At 70.4% G+C, this 20,401-nt stretch carries 10 protein-coding genes; 1 reads left to right on the forward strand and 9 read right to left on the reverse strand.

Annotated features, from left to right (window positions below; all coding sequences use genetic code 11):
- The 7 genes from AC099J_RS11325 to AC099J_RS11355 all read right to left on the reverse strand — a co-directional run bounded on the left by AC099J_RS11325 (position 1) and on the right by AC099J_RS11355 (position 17,430).
- A complete protein-coding gene (locus AC099J_RS11325) occupies positions 1-7,110 on the reverse strand; it encodes a heme utilization protein (protein WP_479615337.1) in 7,110 nt (2,369 codons plus the stop codon).
- 286 nt (positions 7,111-7,396) lie between these two features.
- On the reverse strand, positions 7,397-9,244 hold the full coding sequence (locus AC099J_RS11330) for a tetratricopeptide repeat protein (RefSeq protein WP_479615338.1): 1,848 nt from the start codon (positions 9,242-9,244) through the stop codon (positions 7,397-7,399).
- A gap of 247 nt (positions 9,245-9,491) precedes the next feature.
- Positions 9,492-10,835 (reverse strand): HlyD family type I secretion periplasmic adaptor subunit, encoded by a 1,344-nt coding sequence (locus AC099J_RS11335; RefSeq protein ID WP_479615339.1) that lies wholly within the window; start codon positions 10,833-10,835, stop codon positions 9,492-9,494.
- 5 nt (positions 10,836-10,840) lie between these two features.
- Positions 10,841-13,015 carry a peptidase domain-containing ABC transporter gene (locus AC099J_RS11340; RefSeq protein ID WP_479615340.1) on the reverse strand — a complete coding sequence of 725 codons (2,175 nt, stop codon included), beginning with the start codon at positions 13,013-13,015 and terminating at the stop codon, positions 10,841-10,843.
- A gap of 124 nt (positions 13,016-13,139) precedes the next feature.
- Entirely contained in the window at positions 13,140-14,291 is a 1,152-nt protein-coding gene (locus AC099J_RS11345) for a Fic family protein (protein ID WP_479615341.1), read from the reverse strand.
- 122 nt (positions 14,292-14,413) lie between these two features.
- On the reverse strand, positions 14,414-14,818 hold the full coding sequence (locus AC099J_RS11350; protein WP_479615342.1) for a group II truncated hemoglobin: 405 nt from the start codon (positions 14,816-14,818) through the stop codon (positions 14,414-14,416).
- A gap of 92 nt (positions 14,819-14,910) precedes the next feature.
- Entirely contained in the window at positions 14,911-17,430 is a 2,520-nt protein-coding gene (locus AC099J_RS11355; RefSeq protein ID WP_479615343.1) for an ABC transporter permease, read from the reverse strand.
- A 143-nt stretch (positions 17,431-17,573) separates the two neighbouring features.
- On the opposite strand from AC099J_RS11355, the gene AC099J_RS11360 reads away from it, so the two are divergent.
- The gene (locus AC099J_RS11360; RefSeq protein WP_479615344.1) at positions 17,574-18,512 is read left to right on the forward strand and encodes an SMP-30/gluconolactonase/LRE family protein; all 939 of its coding nucleotides are present in this window, start codon (positions 17,574-17,576) and stop codon (positions 18,510-18,512) included.
- A 76-nt stretch (positions 18,513-18,588) separates the two neighbouring features.
- On the opposite strand, the gene AC099J_RS11365 is transcribed toward AC099J_RS11360, so the two are convergent.
- Positions 18,589-19,581, reverse strand: coding sequence for a Bug family tripartite tricarboxylate transporter substrate binding protein (locus tag AC099J_RS11365; protein ID WP_479615345.1), 993 nt, complete (start codon positions 19,579-19,581; stop codon positions 18,589-18,591).
- Between the two features lie 114 nt (positions 19,582-19,695).
- Positions 19,696-20,349 (reverse strand): MarC family protein, encoded by a 654-nt coding sequence (locus tag AC099J_RS11370; RefSeq protein WP_479615346.1) that lies wholly within the window; start codon positions 20,347-20,349, stop codon positions 19,696-19,698.
- Positions 20,350-20,401 lie beyond the last annotated feature (52 nt).

The raw sequence follows: 20,401 nt of genomic DNA on the forward strand, positions 1-20,401 counted from the left end.
TCACACCTTCGCCACCCCACCAGCCCCCACCGCCAGCATCCCGGTCGCCGGATCCTGCAGCCCCTGCAGCGCCGTCATCGACTTGCCCAGCGTCGCCACCGCCGCCACCGGCGCGGATGCCACCGGCTGCCCATTCGCGTCGAACTGCCGCATCGCCTCGGCCATGCCGACCACTACCGCCTGCGCGCTGCCGGCCTTGGCCGCCACCGTGCCCGCGTCCACACCCGGCAGGCCGGTGCCACCCGCACCCGACGGGTCGGCCCCGTAGCTGCCGATGGCCTGCGCCAGCCCGCTGACGCGTGAACGCAAATCCGTCGGCGATGCGGGCGCGGCCGCAGGCGCCGCCGCCACGATGTCCGCCACCGGCGCGGCAACCGCATCCGGCGCCACCAGTTGCGCGGTCAGATCCGGCTCTGGCACCGCTTGCACCTGCGCCGCCTCGGTCGGCGCCGCCTTGGCCACGAACCACACGTCGGCCGCCGCATGCGTCGCGCCGTCCGTCGTCTGGTAGCTGGACGTCAGGCCCACCAGGTTGCCGTTGTTCTTGCTCAGCTCGGCCTGGGTCTGCACGCTGATGCTGGCGATGTTGTGCTCGGCCAGGGTCTTGACCTCGCCCGTCTGGCTGATGCCGTCGGAGTTCGCGTCCACCCACATCCGCAGGTCGGCAAACGCGGCGTCGTCGGCGGTCAGCGCGCCGTCCTGGTTGGCGTCCAGCTCGCGCAGCGCGGCATAGCCGTCGACGGCCTTCTCGCCGCTGGCCAGCCGGGTGGACGAGCCGAACAGTTCCGAGCCGTCGTTGATGGTGCCGTCGGCGTTGCGGTCCATCACCAGCAAACCGTCACCGCTGCTGACCCAGCCGGTCTGCACCGCCTGGCCCTGCGCGAACAGGTCGAAGCTCACGCCGGCCTGGATGCTCTGCGTCTGCACGCCGTCGCCGTCCAGGTCGAAGATCACCGGCGTGCCCAGCGCCAGGTGCGACACCTGTTCGGTGGTGAAGGCGCTGATCTGCACCGTCGTCAACGCCTCGACCTGCGTGGTCGTCAGCGCGGCGACCTGGGTGGTCGTCAGTGCGACCAGGTCGGTGGTTTCCAGCGCGCGGATCTGCGTCGTGCGCAGCGCCACGATGTCGCGCGTCTCCAGCGCCGCCACCTGCTCGGTGGTGAGCGCGGCGATGGCGTTGGTGGTCAGCGACTGAATCTGCGTCGTCGTCAACGCCGCCACCTGGTCGGTGGTCAATGCCTGCACGCCGGTGGTGCCCAGCGCCGTCAGTGCGGCGGTGCTCAGCACCTGCACCTGCGCGGTGGTCAGCGCGGCGATGCCCTCGGTGGTCAGCGCGGCGACCTGCGTGGTCTTCAGGGCGACGACGTCGCGCGTCTCCAGTGCGGCGACCTGCTCGGTCGTCAACGCGGCGATGCCGGTCGTGGTCAGCGCGCCCACCTGCACCGAGGTGAGGGCCTGCACTTGGTCGGTCGTCAATGCCGCCACGCCCGCAGTGGTCAGCGCGGCGATCTGCGTGGTGCGCAGCGCGGCCAGGTCGGCTACCTCCAGCGCGGCCACCTGCTCGGTGGTCAGCGCGGCGATGCCGGCGGTGGTCAGGGCCTGCACCTGGCCGGTGGTCAGCGCCTGAACCTGCTCGGTCGTCAGCGCGGCGACGCTGGCGGTCGACAGCACGGCCACGCCGGCCGTGGTCAGCGCCTGCACCTGCGCGGTGGTCAGGGCCGCCACGCTGTCGGTGGACAAGGCCACGATCTGCGTGGTCTTGAGGGCGGCGACGTCACGCGTCTCCAGCGCGCCGATCTGCTCGGTGGTCAGCGCGGCGATGCCGGCCGTCGTCAGCGCCTGCACCTGCGTGGTGCTCAGCGCCTGCACCTGGCTGGTCGTCAAGGCCGCCACGCTGGCGGTGGACAGGACGGCCACGCCGGCCGTCGTCAACGCTTGCACTTGCGCAGTGGTGAGCGCGGCCACGGCTTCGGTGGACAGGGCCACGGCCTGTGTGGTCTTCAGCGCGGCGACGTCACGCGTCTCCAGCGCGCCGATCTGCTCGGTCGTCATCGCGGCGATGCCGGCCGTCGTCAGCGCCTGCACCTGGGCGGATGTGAGCGCCTGCACCTGGGCGGTGGTGAGCGCGGCAACGGCATCGGTGGTCAATACGGCCACCTGCGTGGTGCGCAAGGCGGCGAGGTCGCCCACCTCCAGCGCCGCGACCTGTTCCGTGGTCATCGCGGCGATGCCGGCCGTGGTCAACGCCTGCACCTGGGTGGAGCTGAGCGCCGCCACCTGGCCGGTGGTGAGCGCAGCCACGCTGGCGGTGGAGAGCACGGCCACGCCGGCCGTCGTCAGCGCCTGCACCTGGGCGGTGGTCAGCGCGGCGACGCTGTCGGTCGTGAGGGCTGCCACCTGCGTGGTCTTCAGCGCCGCGATGTCGCGCGTCTCCAGTGCGCCCACCTGCTCGGTGTTCAGTGCGGCGATGCCGGCTGTCGTCAGCGCCTGCACCTGGGTGGATGTGAGCGCCTGCACCTGGCTGGTCGTCAGCGCGGCCACGCCGGCGGTGGACAGGACGGCCACGCCGGCCGTGGTCAGCGCCTGCACCTGCGCCGTGGTCAATGCGGCCACGCTGTCGGTGGACAGGGCCACGACCTGCGTGGTCTTCAACGCGGCGACGTCGCGCGTCTCCAGCGCGGCCACCTGCTCGGTGGTCAGCGCGGCGATGCCGGCAGTCGTCACGGCCTGCACCTGAACCGAGGTCAGCGCCTGCACCTGGCCAACCGTCAGGGCCGCAATGCCTGCCGTCGTCAGCGCGGCAACCTGGGTCGTGCGCAGGGCGGCAAGGTCACCCACCTCCAGCGCAGCCACCTGGTCGGTCATCAGCGCGGCGATGCCGGCGAGCGTGAGCGCCTGCGCCTGGGTCGAGGTCAGGGCCACCACCTGGCTGGTGGTCAGCGCCGCCACACCGGCCGTGGACAGCACGGCCACGCCGGCCGTCGTCAGGGCCTGCACCTGGGCGGTGGTCAGCGCGGCCACACCGTCGGTGGTCAGCGCGGCGACCTGCGTGGTCTTCAAGGCGGCGATGTCGCGCGTCTCCAGCGCGCCGACCTGTTCCGTGGTCAGCGCGGCGATGCCGGCCGTGGTCAACGCCTGCACCTGGGTGGAGCTCAGCGCCTGCACCTGCAGCGTGGTGAGTGCGGCAACAGCGTCGGTGGAGAGCACGGCCACGCCGGCCGTGGTCAGCGCCTGCACCTGGGCGGTGGTCAAGGCGGCCACGGCGTCGGTGGACAAGGCCACGACCTGCGTAGTCTTGAGCGCGGCGACGTCACGCGTCTCCAGCGCGGCCACCTGCTCTGTGTTCAGCGCGGCGATGCCGGCGGTGGTGAGGGCCTGCACCTGGCCGGTGGTCAGCGCCTGCACCTGCGCGGTGGTCAGCGCGGCCACGGCGTCGGTGGTCAGCACGGCGATCTGCGTGGTACGCAGCGCTGCGAGGTCGGCCACTTCGATGGCCGCCACCTGCTCGGTCGTCAGCGCGGCGATGCCGGCCGTGGTCACGGCCTGCACCTGGGTCGAGGTCAGCGCGGCGACCTGGCTGGTGGTCAATGCCGCCACGCTGGCGGTGGAGAGCACGGCCACGCCGGCGGTGGTCAGCGCCTGCACCTGGGCGGTGGTCAACGCGGCCACGCTGTCCGTGGACAAGGCCACGACCTGCGTCGTCTTCAGCGCGGCGACGTCACGCGTCTCCAGCGCGGCCACCTGCTCTGTCGTCAGCGCGGCGATGCCGGCGGTGGACAGCGACTGCACCTGCGCCGTGGTCAGCGCCTGCACCTGGCCGGTGGTCAGCGCCGCGACGCCCGCCGTGGTCAGCGCGGCGACCTGCGTGGTGCGCAGGGCGGCGAGGTCACCCACTTCCAGCGCGGCGACCTGCTCGGTCGTCAAGGCGGCGATGCCGGCCGTCGTGACGGCCTGCACCTGGGTGGAGGTGAGGGCCGCCACCTGGGCGGTGGTCAGCGCCGCGACACTGGCGGTGGACAGCACGGCGACACCCGCGGTCGTCAGCGCCTGCACCTGGGTGGTGGACAAGGCGGCCACACCGTCGGTGGTCAGCGCGGCGACCTGCGTGGTCTTCAGCGCGGCGATGTCGCGCGTCTCCAGCGCGCCGACCTGCTCGGTCGTCAGCGCGGCGATGCCGGCCGTGGTCAGCGCCTGCACCTGGGTGGAGGTCAGCGCCTGCACCTGCAGCGTGGTGAGGGCGGCCACAGCGCCGGTGGCCAGCACGGCCACGCCGGCCGTCGTCAGCGCCTGCACCTGGGCCGTGGTCAACGCGGCCACGCCGTCGGTGGACAAGGCCGTGACCTGGCGCGTCGTCAAGGCCGCGATGTCGCGCGTCTCCAGCGCCGCCACCTGCTCGGTGGTCAAGGCGGCGATGCCGGCCGTGGTGACGGACTGGATCTGCGTGGACGTCAGCGCCTGCACCTGGGCCGTGGTCAGCGAGGCGATCTCGCTCGTGCCCAGCGCGGCGATCTGCGCGGTGCGCAGCACGGCCACGTCCACCGTCTCGATGGCCTGCACCTGGGTGGTGGACAGCACAGCCACGCCCGCGGTGGTGACGGCCGGCACCTGCAAGGTGGTCAGCGCGGCGATCTGCTCCGTCGTCAGCGCGGCGACGGCGGCGGTGGACAGCGCGGCGATGCCGGCGGTGGTCACGGCCTGCACCTGCAACGTCGTCAGCGCGGCGACGCCCTCGGTCGTCAGCGCCACGATCTGGGTGGTCTTCAAGGCGGCGACGTCGCGCGTCTCCAGCGCGGCGACCTGCTCGGTCGTCAGCGCGGCGATGCCGGCCGTGGTCACCGACTGGATCTGGGTCGAGGTCAGCGCCTGCACCTGGCCGGTGGTCAGCGCGGCCACGCCTGCGGTCGTCAGCGCGCCGATCTGCGTGGTGCGCAGCGCGGCCAGGTCAGCGGTCTCCAGCGCGGCCACCTGCTCGGTGGTCAGCGCGGCGATGCCGGCCGTGGTCACGGCCTGCACCTGGGTCGAGGTCAGGGCAGCCACCTGGTCGGTGGTCAGCGCCGCGACGCTGGCGGTGGAGAGCACGCCCACGCCAGCGGTGGTCACGGCCTGCACCTGCGATGTGGTCAGCGCGGCGACGCCGGCGGTGGTCAGCGCGGCCACCTGCGTCGTCTTGAGCGCGGCGATGTCGCGGGTTTCCAGCGCGGCGACCTGCTCGGTCGTCAGCGCGGCGATGCCGGCGGTGGTCACGGCCTGCACCTGGGTGGAGGTGAGGGCCTGCACCTGGTCGGTGGTCAGCGCGGCGACGCTGGCGGTGGACAGCACGGCCACGCCAGCGGTCGTCACGGCCTGCACCTGGGCGGTGGTGAGCGCGGCCACGGCGTCGGTGGACAGGGCCACGATCTGCGTGGTCTTCAGCGCCGCGACGTCGCGCGTCTCCAGCGCCGCCACCTGCTCGGTGGTCAGCGCGGCGATGCCGGCCGTGGTCACCGACTGGATCTGCGCCGTCGTCAGCACCTGCACCTGGCCGGTGGTGAGCGCGGCGACGCCCGCAGTCGTCATTGCCGCCACCTGGGTGGTGCGCAAGGCGGCGACGTCGCCTGTCTCCAGCGCGGCGACCTGCTCGGTCGTCAGCGCGGCGATGCCGGCGGTGGTCACGGCCTGCACCTGGGTGGAGGTGAGCGCCTGCACCTGCTCGGTGGTCAGCGCGGCCACGCTGGCGGTGGACAGCACGGCCACGCCGGCCGTCGTCAGCGCCTGTACCTGCGCGGTGGTCAGGGCGGCCACGCTGTCGGTGGCCAACGCGGCCACCTGCGTGGTCTTCAGCACGGCGACGTCACGCGTTTCCAGCGCGGCGATCTGCTCGGTCGTCAGCGCGGCGATGCCGGCGGTGGTCACGGCCTGCACCTGCGCCGTCGTCAGCGCCTGCACCTGGCCGGTGGTCAGCGCTGCCACGGCGGCGGTGGACAACACCGCCACGCCTGCCGTCGTCACCGCCTGCACCTGGGTGCTAGTGAGCGCGGCCACGCTGTCGGTGGACAGCGCGACGACCTGCGCAGTGCTGAGGGCGGCGACGTCGCGCGTCTCCAGCGCGGCGACCTGCTCGGTCGTCAGCGCGGCGATGCCGGCCGTGGTCACGGCCTGCACCTGGGCGGTGGTCAGCGCCTGCACCTGGCCGGTGGTCAGCGCGGCGACGCCCGCCGTCGTCAACGCGGCGATCTGCGTGGTGCGCAGCGCGGCGAGGTCATTCACTTCCAGCGCGGCGACCTGGTCGGTCGTCAGCGCGGCGATGCCGGCGGTGGTCACGGCCTGCACCTGGGTGGAGGTCAGCGCCTGCACCTGCTCCGTGGTCAGCGCGGCGACGCTGGCGGTGTTCAGCACGGCGATCTGGCTGGTGCGCAGCGCTGCGAGGTCGGCCGTCTCCAGTGCGGCCACCTGCTCGGTGCTCAGCGCGGCAATGCCGGCCGTGGTGATGGACTGCACCTGGGCCGTGCCCAGCGCCTGCACCTGCTCGGTGGTGAGCGCGGCGATGTCGTTGGTGCCCAGCGCGGCGATGCCGGCGGTGGTCACGGCGCCGATCTGCGCGGTCGTCAACGCCTGCACGCCAGCCGTGGTCAGCGCGGCGACCTGGGTGGTGCGCAGCACGGCGATGTCGCGCGTCTCGAACGCGGCCACCTGCTCGGTGCTCAGCGCGGCGATGCCGGCGGTGGTGATGGCCTGCACCTGGGCCGTGTTCAGGGCTTCGATCTGGCTGGTCGTCAGCGCGGCGATGGCGCTGGTGCTCAGGGCCGAGATGGCGGCACTGTTGAGTGCCTGCACCTGGGCCGAATCCAGCGCGGCGACGGCCGAGGTGCTCAATGCCGCCAGCTGCGTGGTTCTCAGCACGGCGACGTCACGCGTCTCCAGCGCCGCCACCTGCTCCGTGGTCAGCGCGCCGACGCCGGCCGTGGTCAGCGCCTGGATCTGGTTGGTTTTGAGAGCGACCACGTGCTCAGTGGTCAGCGCCTGCACCTGCGCGGTGCTCAGCACGGCGATGTCGGCGGTGGTGAGCGACTGGATTTGATCGGTGGTCAGTGCCGCGATCTGCTCGGTGGTCAAGCCGCTGATATTGCTCATGGTTCGCTCTTTTCAGTGTTCAGTTTCAGCACACTAATTTAGTGTGCAAGTTCGTGAACAGGAACGGTAGCCCCCTACCCGCTGTCGGACAGCGCCTACCGGTCAGGCGGTTTTTTCCTGACACCGAAGGCACTGCACGCTTCCTGCCCGCTCGTCATTAACGGCGGAAGGCGGCCGGACTTGAGCGTTTTTTGAAGAAATCTTTGTCTTCGTTCGTCCGAATATCAGACATATAAGCCGTCTTGCGCCGGTAGCGAGGGCGGCCACCGGCCGCCGCACGGGCAGATCAGCGGGCGGGACGGTGGACGGCCGGCGCCGCGGCAGCGGCCATCCAGGCCTGGGCGCGGCGCGTGCCCTCGGCCAGCGCGTCGGCCTGCAGCCGGGCGTGGGCGCGTTGCAGATTGGCGGCGGCAGGCGCATCGCCACCGGCGGCGGCGATGGCGAACCACTTGCAGGCTTCGATCGCATCGGCCGCCACACCCTGGCCGGTCGCATAGAGCAAACCCAGCCGCGATTGGGCTGCCGGCAGGCCCTGCCCGGCCGCCGCCGCGAACCAGTGGAAGGCCTGGGCCGCATCGACGGTGATGCCCCGGCCCTTGGCCAGCGCCTGCGCGAGGTTGAACTGGGCCTCCGCATCGCCCTGCTGCGCCGCCCGCTGCCACCAGGCGACCGCCTGCTCGGGCTGGCGGATGCGCGCGTGCAGCAGCGCCAGGCTGGCCTGCGCCGGCGCGAAGCCCTGGTCGGCCGCCTCGCGGCACCAGACGAAGGCTTGGCGCAGGTCGCGCCGGGCGCCGTTGTCCGCGCTGGCGCACAGCGCCCCCAGTTGCCACTGCGCCATGGCGTCGCCCTGCTCGGCCGCCTGCCGCAGCCAGTGGCGTGCCTGCTCGGCGTCGCGCGCCACGCCCTGGCCGTTGCGGTGGCACACGCCCAGTGCCGATTGGGCGCCGACATGGCCTTGCCGCGCGGCGCGTGCGTACCAGGTGGCGGCCTGGTTCGCGTCGCGCACGACACCCCGGCCGCTGGCATAGAGGCCGGCCAGCTGAAACTGCGCCTCGGCCGCACCCTGCTCGGCGGCCTGGGCCAGCGCGGCGGCTGCCAGATGGTCGGTGTCACCCTGCAACAGCTCGCCCAGCGTCTGCAGCGCCCGCGCATCGCCCTGGCCGGCGGCGCGCAGCGTCCAGCCCAGCCCTTGCAGCGGGTCGGCGGCGCCCAGCGTGCCGGCTGCGTGCAGGCGGCCCAGCGCGAACCGCGCGTCCGCGTCGCCCTGCTCGGCCGCCTGGCGGTACCAGTCCAACGCGTCCGCATCGCCCTGCGCTTCGAGCTGCCGGGCCAGCGCCAACTGCGCCCGCACATCGCCCTGGCGCGCGGCCGCCGCGTACCAGGCTGCGGCGCTCTGCGCATCGGCGGGCAGGCCGATGCCGTGGGCAAACATCTCGGCCAGGTGCCACTGCGCGTCGGCGTCGCCGGCCTCGGCGGCGCGGGCCCAGCGTGCGGCGAGCATGTCGGGCACCGGCTCGCCCAGTGCCGCCAGCGCCGTGGCTGCGGCCGGCTGGCCTTGCCGCGCGGCCCGGCGGTAGAGCGTCAAAGCAGCGGCCGGGTCGGGCGTGGTGCCCAGGCCCCGCGCATAGGCCTGCGCCACGGCCAGCTGCGCGGGCCCGAAATCCTGCGCCGCTGCCAGCATGAACCATCGCAATGCCTGGGCTTCGTCGCGCGGGCCACCCTCGCCCTGCGCCAGCGCCTGCCCTGCGGCCCATTGCGCTTCGGCCAGGCCTGCGCCCGCTGCCTGCAGATAGGTGGCGCGCGCCAGCGCCGCCGGCGCCTGCGCCTGCAACCGGCCCATGCGCAGCCGCGCCTTCAGGTGGCCCTGCTCAGCCGCGCGCTGGAACCAGCCGTAGGCCTTGGCTTCGTCCTTCTCGACATCCAGCCCCAAGGCATAGCGCGTGCCCAGCAAATACTGCGCAGTGGCCATGCCGCGTTCGGCCGCCTTGCCGATCCACAGCAGCGCCTGTTCCAGATCCAGCGGCGTACCGACGCCGTTGGCATACATCAGGCCGACCTGGTATTGCGACTCCAGCACGCCGATGCGCGCGGCCTTCAGCGTCTCAGCGAAATGCTTGCCCTCGCGCGACGACATGCTCAGCGTCCGGTGGCCGCAGAGCAGCCCATGCCAGGGCACCCGCGGAACTGTCTCTGCCAGGCCGATGCGGCTTGTTCACGCAACCACCCAAGCCCGAGAAGCAGCCCGGCCAGGGCACCCGTGGAACTGGCTCTGCCAGGCCACTGGGTGCGCCCCCCTTCGCGCAGCAGAAGGGGGGAGCGGCGCAGCCGCTGGGGGGTTGTTCTCGCTCGCTCGCGCAGCGCGGAGACTGGGGGGTGCATCTCTATCTAGGCTCGCGGATGGCTTCGTCCAGGCCCTTGGTCAGCGGCCAGGCCAGGTAGGAGATGACCGAGCGCCGGCCCACCACGATCTCGGCGTCCAGCGTCATGCCGGGCAGCAGGCGCGCCTTGTCGGCCATGTTCTTCAGCTCCGTCTGCGCCAGCGCCAGGCGCACGACGTAGAACGCGTCGGCGCTGTTGCGCGTGGCATCGCGCTGGAAGGCGTCTTCGCTCAGCGTGCGCACGTTCGCATCCAGCGTGCCGTGGCGCTGGAACGGAAACGTCGCCAGCTTCACATGCGCCTTGTCGCCCAGGCGGATGTAGCCCACGTCGGCCGATTCGACCTGCACCTCGGCCTCCAGCTTGACGTTGAGCGGCACCAGCGTGAAGAAGGTTTCGGCCTCGCGCACGATCGAGCCCGGCGAGAGCTTGGCGATCTCCAGCACCACGGCGTCTTGCGGCGCCACCAGTGTCACGAGCTTCTGGCGCCGCTCGGCCTTTTGCAGTTGCTCGCGCGCAGCGTCACGGTCGCGCGAGACGGTGAGCAGGTCTTCCAGGATCTTCTGGCGCCAGCCCTTCTCGAACGCCTGCCGCTCGGCATCGAACGCGGCCAGCTCGCGCCGCAATTCCTGCTCGCGGCTGATGGCCATTTCCAGCTCGCGCGCCACCTCCTTGGTGCGTTGCTGCGCCTCCAGCAGTTGCAGCGGCGAGCCGTATTTCTGCGCCACCATCTTCTCCTGCATGGCCTCGATGTCCTGCAGCGATTTGAGGCGCGAGGCCACCAGCAGCTGGTCTTGCCGGTTGGTCGCCAGCGCGGCGCGCAGCTTGGCCGAGGTTTCCGACAGGCGAGACTGCTGGGCGCGGTAGTTGGCCTTCTTCTCGGCCAGCAGGCGGGCCTGCAGCAGGCTGTCCGCATCGACGCCCGCGCCGCCGCGCTCGCTACCCGACAGCTCCTGCTGCAGGCGCTGGGCCTGCGTCTCCAGGCTGGCCAGGCGCTGGCGCATCTGCGTCTCATCGGCCTGGGCAAAGGTCGCGTCGAGCGAGGCCAGTGGGTCGCCCTTCTTCACCACCTGGCCCACGCGCACGTCGACCGACTGGATCACCGAGGTCTCCAGCGGCTGCACCACGACATTGGGCAGCGGGTTGACCAGCCGGCCCTTGGCGACCACCACCTGGTCGACCTGCGACAGGCTGGCCCAGGCCACGAACAGCACGATGGCCAGCAGCAACACATGCAGCGTGATGCGCGCCATCGGCGGCACCGGGCTGCGCTCGATCTCGTCGGCGTCGGGCAGGTATTCGACGACGGTCTTGCCGCGCTTTCGAGTGAGAAAGGAGTGCCAGGCCATGGTGATCAGATATGGCTCGTCTGCTGGTTCCACAGGTGCTGGTACGTCTCGCAGCGCGTCAGCAACTCCTCATGTCGGCCCTTGTCGACCAGCTTGCCGTGCTGCATGACCATGATGGCGTCGGCCTTGACCAGCGTGGAAAGTCGGTGCGAGATCATCACCACGGTGCGGCCCACGGCGATCTTGGACAGGTTGCGGATGAAGATCGCCTCGCTCTCCGGGTCCAGCGCGCTGGCGGCTTCGTCCAGCACCAGGATGCGCGGCTGGGTCAGCAGCGAACGCGCGATCGACAGCCGCTGCTTCTGCCCGCCCGAGAGGTTGGACGCGTTCTCTTCCAGCATGGTGTTGTAGCCCTGCGGCAGCCGCTCGACGAACTCGGCCGCGCCGGATGCTTCTGCCGCCGCGACGATCTCTTCGAACGTGGCCTCGGGCCGGGCCATCGACAGGTTCTCGCGCACCGTGCCGCGGAACAAAAAGTTCTCTTGCAGCACCACGCCGATCTGGCGGCGCAGGTGGGCCAGCTCGATCTCGCGCGCATCCACGCGGTCGAAGCGCACGATGCCCTCCTGCACGCTGTACAGGCCCTGGATCAGCTTGGTCAACGTGGTCTTGCCCGAGCCGCTGCGCCCGACGATGCCGACCACGGTGCCGGCCGCAATCGTGAAGCTGGCCCGGTCCAACGCAGTGGCGCTGGCGCCGGGGTAGCGGAAGGTCACGTCCTCGAACGAGATCTCGCCGGCCAAGGTGGGCCGCAGCCCGCCGGCGCTGGCGCGGCCCTCGGACGGGCGGTTCATCACCTCGCCCAGGTAGCGCACGGCCAGCGCCGTCTCCTGGTACTCGTTGACCAGGCCGACGATGGCGATCAGCGGCTGCACCACGCGCCCGGCCAGCATCTGAAAACCGATCAACGCGCCGACCGACAGCTCGCCATCGAACACCAATTGCGCGCCGATGGAGATGATGACCACCGGCAGCAGCTTGCCCAGAAAGTCGGTGATGGCCGCGCCGGTGACGGCGATCTTGCCGACGCGGTATTGCATGTTGATGGACTGCGCGGAGCGCTGGTCCCACAACCGGCGCTGGGCCGGCTCGATGGCCAGCGCCTTCACCGTGCGCATGCCGTGGATGGTCTCGACCATCATCCCCTGGCGCGCGCCCTCGGCGATGTACAGGTCATTCAGCCGGCGCTGGAACACCGGCACCATGACCGCCACCACGCCTGCGATCAGGCAGGTGAAGGCCAGCGTGATCAGCGCCAGCTTCATCGAATAGGCAAACAGGATGGGCAGGAAGATCAACAGCGAAGTGGCGTCGAGCACCGTGAAGAACATGCGCCCGGTGAGGAAGCCGCGGATCTTTTCCACCTGCTGCATGTGCCGCGTGATCACGCCGGCGCTGGTGGTGTCGAAGTAGTCGATCGGCAGCGACAGCAGGTGCCCGAAGGTGCGCCGCGTGAGCCGCATGTCGATCTTGTTGGTGGCCGACAACGTGAGGATCTGCCGCAGAAAGCCGAACAGCGCGTCGAACGCCAGCGCAATCACCACGCCCACGGCCAGCACCCACAGCGTGGAGATGCTCTGGTGCACCAGCACCTTGTCGATGACCAGCTGGAAGAAGATGGGCGAGGCCAGCGCCAGCAGGTGCATGGCCAGCGCGGCAATCGCGATGTCGCGCAGCGCGGCCTTTTGCTTGAGGATCTCGGGCACGAACCAGCGCAGGCCGAACTTGCGCTCGGCCTCGGGCAGCGCGAACAGCCGCTTGATGAGGTAGACCTCGCCGCGCCAAAGCTTGCAGAACTTGGCGTGGTCCAGCCGCAGCACCTCGGTGGGGCGGTCGGCCAGCGGGTTCAGCACGGCGACATGGCCGGCGTGGGCGTTGTTGTCGGCCTTGGTGCCCGCCTCGTCCCGGCCAGCGCTGACGACGATGACGCAGCTGCCGTCGGCCAGCCGCGCGATCAAGGGGAAGACGCCCTGCTGCGCCAGCAGGCCGGCCCAGTCCAGCTTCTCGTGCCGGGCCTTGAGTCCGATGTCCGCAGCGATGCGCAGCACCGTGGCGGGTGCCGGCTCCTCGGCCGCGAGCGCGTAGTCCTCTACCAGCCGTTCAGGGTTGATCGGCAGGTGGTGGTGCTGTGCGACCGCGGCGAGGCACTGGATCGTCGAATGCGGGAATCGGTCGGCCATGGGACAGCCGGGATTTCAGCATGGGCAGGGTGCGGGGATGGGGGGAACTGGGGGGGGTTCGGGGGTCAATTCGGGGACGAACCCTGCGCGGCGTCAGGTCGGCGCAGCGGTCACCACGCCATCGTCACACGTCGCCTGCCAGCAGCCCCACGTAAGCCGCGTAGCTGAAGCTGCGGTGCTTCTTCTGCCCTGTCAGTTCGGTCACGATGCCCAATTCCTCCAGCAACTTGATGGCGGCGGTCGCGGTCGGAAACGTGGTCTCCAATGTCTGGCGTGCCCGCTCGACGGTGAAGCGCGGCATCAACGGCAGCAGCTCGAAAAGGCGCAGCGCTACGGCACCCACGCGCGGCGCTGCCAGCAGGCGGCGTCGGTCCGCATTGACCAAGCTGGCGACGGCGACGATGTTGCGTTCGGCCTCGCTGGCGGCGGTTTCGACGCCATCGAGGAAGAAGCCAATCCAGCCTTCCCAGTCACCCTCCGTCCGCACGGCGCCCAGTCGACGGTAGTACTCGATCTGGTGCTGCTTCAGGTAGCTGCTGAGGCAAACCAGCGGCTCGGGCATCAGCCCCCACTGCTCCAGCAGCGCCGCGATCAACAGGCGGCCGATACGACCATTGCCGTCCAGGAAGGGGTGGATGGTTTCGAATTGCACATGCACCAGCGCGACCCGCACAAGGGGCGGCAAGCCTGGATCCGGTGCGTGGATGAAGCGTTCCAGATCGGCCAACAGCGCGGGCACGCGGTCCGGCGGTGGCGGCACGAACGCGGCCCGAGCGGGCCGCGAGCCGCCGATCCAGTTCTGCGAACGGCGCAGTTCGCCAGGCTGTTTGCCCGTGCCGCGGGCGCCGTCCAGCAGCAACCGGTGCGCATCGCACAGCAGGCGCACGGAGATAGGCAATCCGGTGGGGCTGCGCAGGTTGTCGCGCACCAGGCGAAAGGCACGCAGGTAGTTGGTCACTTCCTCCACGTCGTCGGTGTTCGCGACGGCCAAGCCTGCTTCGTCGTCGAACAGATCGGTGAGCGTGGCCTGGGTCCCTTCGATTTGTGAGGTCAGCAGCGCCTCCTTGCGGATGGCGCTGTAAAGCAGCCAGTCGACCGAAGGCACCAGGCCTGCCACCCCGGAAAGCCGGGCCAGGGCCATTTCGGCGGCGCGCGATGCGGCCGTGTAGGACTCGGGAGCCAGCTCGGGCTCATCCGGTGGCAGCGGATTCGGCACGAAGGCCCGAACCGATTCGCTGAGCGTCGTCGTGGTGGTGTAGGTGCCGGTAGTGCGCATCGTGTATGAAAGTGGGCTTTCAAACGCCCATACACATTAAAGCATTCTTTAATTCAAACAGAATGTCTTAAAGACTACTTTCATGTGACGCCATGCGTGACGCCGGGGCCTCGGCCGGCGCCTCACCCACCCCGATTCCGCATCCAATCCGCCGTCTGAAAGAAGCTGTCCCTCAGCCGAGCGCGCAAGTCCTGCGGCACACCGGTCTCCCCCATCGCCTGGTCCATGCACGCCAGCCATTGGTCGCGCTCCAGGATGCCGATGGAAAACGGCATGTGCCGCGCCCGCAGCCGCGGGTGGCCGAATTGGTCGGTGTAGTACGAGGGCCCACCCAGCCACCCGCACAGAAACCAAAACAGCCGCTGCCGCGCGTTGTCCAGCGTGTCGCCGTGGGCGGCACGCAGCGCGGCGTAGCCGGGCTCCAGGTCCATCAGGTCATAGAACCGGTCGACCAGCGCACGCACCTTGCCTTCACCACCCATCCACTCGAATGGCGTAGCGAACGCCGCTTTCTCGTCGATCTGCATTTCCCAATCCTTCTTGTCCCACCGTCGTTGCCCACTACCGTCGCCCTGATCGCGCACCGCTCCAACGACTCCGCTCCCGCCCCCGCAGGAGCTCAGACAGCCGCCCGCCGCAACGTCTCCACCACCGGCCGCCGCAGCACATCGCGCAGCCCCCACCACCCCGCCCCCAGCGCCAGCACCGCGCCCGCCAGCGCGCCCACCAGCAGCACCCACAGCGAGCCCGACCACGCGAACTCGAATACGAAGCGTGCCAGCGCCCAGCCCACCACCATCGCCACCGTGGTGGCCAGCAGCCCGGCCAGCACACCCACGCCCGCCAGCTCGGCCCGCTGCACCTGGCGCAGCAACACGCTGCTGGCGCCCACGGCCCGCATGATGGCGAACTCGCGCGCCCGCTCTTCCCGCGTGGCCGTGATGGCCGCGAACAGCACCACCAACCCGGCCGCCAGCGTGAAGCCGAACAGGAACTCGACCGCCCGCACCACCTGGTCCAGCACGCGCTGCACCTGGGCCAGCGCGGCGCTCATGTCCACGTTCGTCACGTTCGGGAAGGCCCGCACCAGCCCGTTGTCGAAGCCCGCCGCCTCGGGTGCGCGGTAGGCCGCCAGGTAGGTGATGGGCAAGTCCGGCATCGCCCCCACCGGGTACATCACGAAGAAATTGGCGTGCAGCGAACCCCAGTCGACCTTGCGCAGCGAGGTGATGCGGGCATCCGACTGCGCACCGCCGATGTCGAAACGCAGCGTGTCGCCCAGCTTCAGGTTCAGCGTGACCGCCAGCCCCTCTTCGACGCTGACGGCGCCCTGCTCCTCCGGCGTCCAGCGGCCGGCCACCAGCGCGTTGTGCGGCGGCTGCTGGCTGGCGTGCGAGAGGTTGAACTCGCGGTCGATCATGCGTTGCGCGCGCTCGTCCACAAAGTCGGACGGGCTGACCGGCGTGCCGTTCACCGCCACCAGGCGACCGCGGAACATCGGGTACCAGTCGTACTGCTTGACGCCGGCATCGGCCAGCGTCTTGCGGAACGCATCGCCCTGCTCGGGCAGGATGTTGATGACGAAGCGGTTCGGCGCGTCCGGGGGCGTGGCCTGGCGCCAGGCGCCGATCAGGTCGGTACGCAACAGCACCAGCAGCACCAGCGCGAGCAGGCCCACCGACAGCGCGCTGACCTGCACCACGGTGTAGGCCGGCCGCGCCGACACCTGCCGCGTGGCCAGCACCAGCCAACGTGGCGCAGTGCTCTCGTTCACGCTCTTGCGCAGCACCCACACCGCGACCCACGACAGCGCGGCAAACAGCAGCACCGCGCCGGCAAAGCCGCCCACCGCAATCAGCCCCAGCTTGATGTCGCTGCTGACGGCCAGCAACAGGCCGGCAAAGCCTGCGACACCCAGCGCCAGCACGGCGATGGAGGTGGGCTTCAACTGCCCCACGTCACGCCGGATCACGCGCAAGGGTGGCACCTGCGCCAGCTGCAGCACCGGCGGCAGGCCGAAGGCGAACAGCAGCGTGAGCCCGATGCCCAAACCGTAGGCCACGGGCCACAGCGTGGCACCGGGCAAGGTCGCCTCCACCAAACCAGCCAGCAGCAGCACGAAGACGTAGTGCACAGCGAAGCCGATCGCCACGCCCAGCGCGCTGGCGAACAGGCCGACCAGCGCGAACTCGAAGCCATAACTCAGCGCGATGGTGCGCTGCGGCAGGCCCAGCACGCGCAGCATGGCGCAGTCGTCCAGGTGCTTGGCGGCGAACGCGCGCGCCGCCAGCGCCACTGCCACGGCGCTCAGCAGGGCCGACAGCAGCGCCACCAGGCTCAGGAATTTCTCAGCCCGGTCCAGCGTCTGGCGCATCTCGGGCCGCCCGCTCTCCAGCGATTCGATCCGCAGGCCGCGCACCTCGGGCTTCTTGACCTCGGCGTCGGCCCAGCGCGTGAAGCTCTGCACCGCGGGCTCGTCGCCCGCCACGGCGAAGCGCCAGGTGATGCGGCTGGCCGGCTGGACCAGCTGCGTGGCCGGCAGGTCGGCGGCGTTGACCATCACGCGTGGTGCAAAGCTCATGAAGCCGCCGCCACGGTCGGGCTCGATCACGATGATGCGGCTGATGCGAAAGCTGCTGTCACCCAGCAGCAGCGGGTCGCCCATCTTCAGGTTCAGCGCGGCCAGCAGCGGCGCATCGACCCAGGCCTCGCCCGGCGCCGGGATGTCGCGCGTGACCGCACCCTCGTCGTCAGGCTGGGTGGCCACCTTCATGCTGCCACGCAGCGGGTAGCCCGTGGGCACGGCCTTCAGCGCGACCAGCCGGCTGGCACCGCCCTGCCCCTCACCGGCCCGGCCCATGGTGGGAAAGCCCAGCGTCGACACGGTCTGCAAGCCCAGCGCGCGGGCTTGCTGCTCGAACGAGGCCGGCGGCGCGTTGTCGCTGGCGACCACGACATCGCCGCCGATCAGCTGGCGCGCATCGCGCTGCAGGCCGCCTTGCAGGCGGTCGGCAAAGAACCCCACGGCTGTCAGCGCGGCCACGGCCAGCGTGACCGCCACGAGCAACAGGCGCAGCTCGCCCGAGCGCAAGTCGCGCCATAGCGTGCGCCAGCCGATGGACAGGAAGGAAGGGTTCACGGGGAAGCTCCGAAGCGGCAGGCCCGGAGCGGGCGGCCAACGGCCGATTATTCCCCCTGCTTCTTCGCACAGCGAACAGCATGCCAAAGGCCCCCGGTCGGCCGGGCATACTGCCAGCCCCATTTCACTCATCTGTGCACACCATGTGGCAACCCGCAACCCGCTACCCCGACCCGGCCGTCCTCGTGCTCGACCCGCGCTTTGCGAAATACCGCGTCAGCGCGGCGGCCATCGAGCGCATCGCCACCGGCATGCGCTGGGCCGAAGGCCCGGTCTGGCTCGGCGACACGCGCACCCTGCTGTGGAGCGATGTGCCGAACGACCGCATCATGAAGTGGGACGAGCAAACCGGCGCCGTCGGCATCTATCGCCAGCCCTCGGGCCACGCCAACGGCAACACGCGTGACCGCCAGGGCCGCCTGGTCACCTGCGAGCACCTGGGCCGGCGCATCACGCGCACCGAGTACGACGGCAGCATCACCACACTGGTCGACCAGTTCGAGGGCGCGCGGCTGAATTCGCCGAACGACATCGTCGTGAAGTCCGACGGCAGCATCTGGTTCACCGACCCGCCGTTCGGCATTCTGGGCTGGTACGAAGGTGTGCCGGCCCAACCGGAGCGGCCCGAGTGCGTCTACCGCTTCGACCCGGCGACCGGCAAGACGACCTTGGTGACCGACGCCGTGGCGCGGCCCAACGGCCTGTGCTTCTCGCCCGACGAGAAGCGGCTGTATATCGTCGAATCCGGCGCCACGCCAAAGCGCATCCGCGTGTTCGACGTGGCAGCCGACGGCACGACGCTGACAAACGACCGCGTGTTCTTCACCTGCGAGCCCGCGTCGTCACCCGATGGTTTTCGCTGCGACGTGGACGGCAACCTGTGGGCCGGCTGGGGCACAGGCGACGGCCAGGACGGCGTGCGCATCTTCGCGCCGGACGGCACGACGATTGGCCGCATCCTGCTGCCCGAGCGCTGTGCCAACCTGTGCTTCGGCGGGCGGCACCGCAACCGGCTGTTCATGGCGGCGAGCCAGTCGGTGTATGCGCTGTATGTGAATACGCAGGGGGCGCTGGGGGGGTAAACCTTGCAGATCTTCCAGGGCGTGGAAGATCTGCAGGGATGGGAGCCGCGCCGAACGCCGGGCTCCAGCGTTTCCCTCACCCCTCGATCTTGAAACCCGTCTCCTTCACCACCCTCACCCAGCGCGCATAGTCATCGGCGATCAGCTTGGCGAACTCGGCAGGCGTGCCGCCCACGGGCGTGTGGTCCAGGCCCTTCAACCGCTCCTGCATCTCGGGCGTGCGCACGATCTTCTGCACCTCCGCAGACAGCTTGTCGACGATGGCCTTGGGCGTGCCCTTGGGGGCCAGCAGGCCGGCCCAGCTGGCGAAGTCCATGTCCTTCACGCCCAGCTCGGTCAGCGTCGGCACATCGGGCAGTGAGGCCGCGCGTTGCGGCGCGATCACGGCCAGCGGGCGCACCTTGCCGGCCTTGATCTGCGGCAGCGTGACGAACGAATCCACCGAGACGTCGACCTCGCCCTTGATCACCGCCTGCGCCTGCATCGAGGTGCCTTTGTACTGCGCGTTGATCATGGTCGGCGCGCCGATCACGCGCTTCAGCTGGTCGGTGGCCAGCACGATCATGCTGCTGCCCGACGATGCGGACAGTGGCGGGCTGCCAGCGCGTGCCAGCGCGGCGAACTCGGCGAACGTCTTCACCGGCAGGCCCTCGCGCGCGACGATCACGAACGGGATGCTGCTGACCAGGCTGATCGGCTCCCAGCTGTCCAGCGCGTGGAACTTGGTCTTGTAGAGCACCGGCGCCAGCGCCTGCGCACCGGCGGTGTTCATTAGCAGCGTGTAGCCGTTGGGATCGGCGCGGGACGCAATGTCCATGCCGATAACGCCATTGGCGCCGCCCTTGTTGTCCACCACGAAGGGCTGGCCGAGGTTCTCGGTCAGCTTCTGTGCGATCAGCCGGGCGACGATGTCGGTAGAGCCGCCCGCCGTGTACGGGACGATGATGGTCACGGCCCGGCTCGGATACGGCTCGTTCGCCAGGGCGGGAAACGCGCCAGCGGCCAGGCCGGTGGCAATGCCGCCCAGTGCGGCGCGGCGGGTGATGTGGGGGCTGCGGGATGCGGGCATGGGGTCTCCTGTGGCAATGTGCCGCGCATTGTGGGCAAGCCCCCGCGTGCACCGCACTGGGTTTCCCCCAGCCCGGTGTCGCCCAGGAGTCTGCTCCGCCGCAGCCCGGCGCGGCTACGCGCCCAAAGGCCTCAGCCCGTCGCGCAACATGCCCACGCCCAGCTCGTAGACCCCGTCCCACACGATCTGCACACCCAGGCACAGCAGGATGAAGGCCGTGAGCCGCAGGAAGATCACCGTGCCGGCCTCGCCCAGCGGCTTGAGCAGCTGCTGCGCATAGCGGAAGGCCAGGTACAGCAGCACGCCGACGGCCAGCAGCGCCAGCACGCCACCGCCCATGTGCGCCAGCGAGATCGACAGCCGCGAGTCGGCCAGCGATACACCGACCGTGATGGCCGCCGCAATCGAGCCCGGCCCGCAGCTGACCGGGAAGGTCAGCGGATAGAAGGCCTGGCGCCGCGCCATGTCGGGCGTGAAGCTCTCGGCCAGCTCGGTGCGGCTGTCCACCGTGGCGTGCGTGGCCGTCAGCAAGCGCCAGGCCGTGGCCGCGACGATCAGGCCGCCGCCCACGCGCACGATGGGCAGCGAGATGCCGAAGAACTCCAGCACATAGGAGCCGACCAGCATCGCCCCCAGCAGCAGCCAGAACATGTTGCGCGCGATGCGGCGCGCCAGCACGGCCCGCGTCTGCTGCGATGCGCCCTCGGTCAGCCCGAGAAAGATCGGCGCCGTGGCTGCCGGGTTCAGGATCGGCAGCAGCGCGGCCACAACAAACAGAAAGCTCTTGCCCAGGGCGCCCAGCAGTTCGAGTGTAACGGTG

The organism is Rhodoferax sp. RT4P68 (assembly GCF_056521305.1).